A 3,255-nucleotide genomic window follows, 5' to 3' on the forward strand; every position below is an offset into this window, starting at 1 on the left:
GAGCCGCTGCGGGACATGTTCGCGGCGCTGTTCTTCGTGCTGTTCGGCATGAACGTGGACCCGCGCACCCTGCCACCCGTCCTGCTGGGGGCGTTCGCGCTGGCCGTGGTCACCGCCGCCACCAAGCTGCTCACCGGGTACCTCGCGGCGCGGGCCGCGGGGATCGGGATCGCCGGCCGCTGGCGCGCCGGGGCGGCGCTGACCATCCGCGGCGAGTTCTCCATCGTGATCGCGGGCCTGGCCGTGGCCTCCGGGAGCATGCCGCCCGAGGTGTCCGCGTTCGCCACCGCGTATGTGCTGATCCTGGCCGTGGCGGGGCCCGTGCTCACCCGCTCCGCCGACGGGTTCGGCCGGCGTCGGGCCGCCGCCGCGCGGAAGCGGGCGGGGCGCCGGGCGCAGGAGGCCGGCCTGGTGTAAAGTGGTGCGAGCGCCGGACGCACTGCGGACCGGCTGCGCGGGCGTAGCTCAATGGTAGAGCGCTTGCTTCCCAAGCAAGATACGCGGGTTCGATTCCCGTCGCCCGCTCCACCGCACGACGCCGGGGCCGGACCTCCCAGAGGTCCGGCCCCGTTCTGTGTCCCCTGCCTCACGGGGCGCCGCGCGCCCGGGCCGTGCGTATGCTCGCAGGGCCCCCACCCCCGTCCCGTCCCAGGAGGCGCCGCCATGGCCGAGGTCCTCGCCGGGTTCGCGATCGTCTGGGTGATCATCGCGGTGGGCTTCGGGCTCGGGAAGACGGAGGTGCTGGGCGCGGAGGCGCGCGTGGTGCTCTCCCGGACGGCGTTCTTCGTGGGCAGCCCCGCGCTCCTGTTCGTCACCCTCTCGCGGGCGGACGTGCTCACGGTGCTCGGCCCGCAGCTGTGGGTGGCCGCGCTGTCCGCGCTCCTGGCCGCCGGACTGTTCCTGGCGGTGTCCATCCCCCTGCTGCGTCCGCGCCCCGTCTCCGAGCGGGTGATGTCCGGGCTCAGCGCGTCGCTCGTGAACTCCGCCAACCTCGGCATCCCGATCGCCACGTACGTCCTCGGGGACCCGGCCCTGGCCGCACCGGCGCTGATGTTCCAGCTGGGCATCTACACCCCGCTCTACGTGGCCGTCCTCGACTGGTCCACGGCGCGCGAGGCGCGGGAGGACGACGGCGGACGCCCCCGGCGGGTGCCCCGCTCCCGCCCCATGCTCGCCCAGCTGCGCCAGACCGCGCTGAATCCGATGATCCTGGGCGCCCTCTCCGGCCTGCTCTTCTCCGTCACCGGATGGGCGCTGCCCGGCCCGCTGAACGAGGCGGTCGAGCTGATCGCGGGGCTGTCCATCCCGGCCATGCTCCTGGCGTTCGGCATGTCCCTGGTGGGCTCGGTGCCGCTGTCCCGGGCCGGCGGACGGCGCGCGGACACGCTGCTCGCCTCCGCCGTGAAGCTGCTGGTGCACCCGCTGATCGCGTGGGTCCTGGCCCAGTTCGTGTTCGGCCTGGACGCCCGCGGGGTGTTCGTGGCCGTGGTGCTCGCGTCCCTGCCCACCGCGCAGAACACGTACGTGACCGCCGTGCGCTACCGGTCCGGGGAGCGCGTCACGAAGGACACCGTCCTGGTGACCACGATCGTGGCGATCCCGGCGATGATCGCCGTCGCGCTCCTGCTGGCCTGAACATTCACCCCGTGCCTGTGACGCGCGTCCCATAGTCGGGGCGGCCCGTCCTAGGATGACGCGCATGGCTGAGAACACCGCCCACCTCGACTCGATCCGCGCCGGCTACGCCTTCGACGGCGCCACCCTCACCCTCGGCGCGGCCGTGGTGGACGGTCAGGTCCACGCGGACGCCCCCGTCCGCCTGCCCCTGGCCATGATGAACCGCCACGGGCTGATCGCCGGCGCCACGGGCACGGGCAAGACCAAGTCCCTGCAGATGATCGCCGAGCAGCTCTCCGAGGCCGGCGTGCCCGTGTTCCTGGCGGACGTCAAGGGCGACCTCTCCGGCCTGGCCACGCCCGGCACGGCGTCGGACAAGCTCGCGGAGCGCACCGCGGCCACCGGCATGCCGTGGGAGGCCGCCGCCTACCCGGTGGAGTTCCTGGCTCTCGGCGGGGACGGCGTCGGCGTGCCCGTGCGCGCCACCGTGGACTCCTTCGGCCCCGTGCTGCTGTCCCGCGTGATGGAGCTGAACGAGACGCAGGAGTCCTGCCTGCAGCTGATGTTCCACTGGGCCGACCAGCGGGATCTGCCCCTCGACGACCTCGCGGATCTGCGGGCCGTGGTCACCCACCTGACCAGCGACGAGGGCAAGGCGGACCTCAAGGGCCTGGGCGGCGTCGCGAAGGCCACAGCCAACGTGATCCTGCGCGAGGTCACCGCCCTCGAGGCCGGCGGGATGGGCCCGTTCTTCGGGGTCCCCGAGTTCGAGACGGCCGAGCTGCTGCGCGTGGCCCCCGACGGCCGCGGCGTGATCTCCTGCCTGGAGCTGCCCACCCTGCAGTCCAAGCCGCAGCTGTTCTCCACGTTCATGATCTGGCTGCTCGCCGACCTGTTCTCCGAGCTCCCCGAGGCCGGCGACCTGGACAAACCGAAGCTGGTGTTCTTCCTGGACGAGGCGCACCTGCTGTTCGACGGCGCCTCCGACGCCTTCCTCGACGCGATCACCACCACCGTGCGCCTGATCCGCTCCAAGGGCGTGGGCCTGTTCTTCGTCACCCAGACCCCCAAGGACGTGCCCGCCGACGTCCTGGGCCAGCTGGCCAACCGCGTCCAGCACGCGCTGCGCGCCTTCACCCCGGACGACGCGAAGGCCCTCAAGGCCACCGTCCGCACCTTCCCGACGAGCGGGTACGACCTCGAGGAGGTCCTCACCTCCGCGAAGGTCGGCGAGGCCGTGGTCACCGTGATGGACCCCGACGGCGCCCCCACCCCCGTGGCCCTGACCCGCATGTGGTCCCCGCAGTCAGCAATGGAGCCCACGGCGGCGGAGGCCATGCAGGCCGCCGTCGCGGCGTCCCCGCTGATGGCGCAGTACGGCACCGCGCAGGAGCGGGACTCGGCGGCGGAGCGGCTGGCCGCGCAGGCCGCCGCGGCGGCGACCCCGGCCACGGGCGGCTCCGCCCGGGACGGCGGGAACGTGACCGTCTCCGGCGTGGACCTCGGCGACCTGGAGGAGCTGCGCCGCGAGGAGGAGGCCCGCGAGCGCCGGGCGCGGGAGAAGGCGGAGAAGCCCAGCGACGTCGAGAAGGCCCTGGGCAACCTCATGAAGTCCGCCGGCACGCAGATCGGCCGCGA

At 73.4% G+C, this 3,255-nt stretch carries 3 protein-coding genes and 1 tRNA gene; all 4 read left to right on the plus strand.

What is annotated here, in order from left to right; genetic code table 11:
- The coding region (locus Q4D18_RS08600; RefSeq protein WP_303127357.1) for a cation:proton antiporter at positions 1–417 on the plus strand (417 nt) is incomplete at its 5' end.
- 37 nt (positions 418–454) lie between these two features.
- A tRNA-Gly gene (locus Q4D18_RS08605) sits at positions 455–528 on the plus strand.
- A gap of 135 nt (positions 529–663) precedes the next feature.
- Positions 664–1,635, plus strand: coding sequence for an AEC family transporter (locus tag Q4D18_RS08610; protein ID WP_303127359.1), 972 nt, complete (start codon positions 664–666; stop codon positions 1,633–1,635).
- Positions 1,636–1,699: 64 nt separating this feature from the next.
- Positions 1,700–3,255: helicase HerA-like domain-containing protein (locus Q4D18_RS08615; protein WP_303127361.1), on the plus strand; the 1,556-nt coding region annotated here is incomplete at its 3' end.

The organism is Micrococcus sp. (assembly GCF_030523875.1).
Taxonomy (GTDB): Bacteria; Actinomycetota; Actinomycetes; order Actinomycetales; family Micrococcaceae; genus Micrococcus.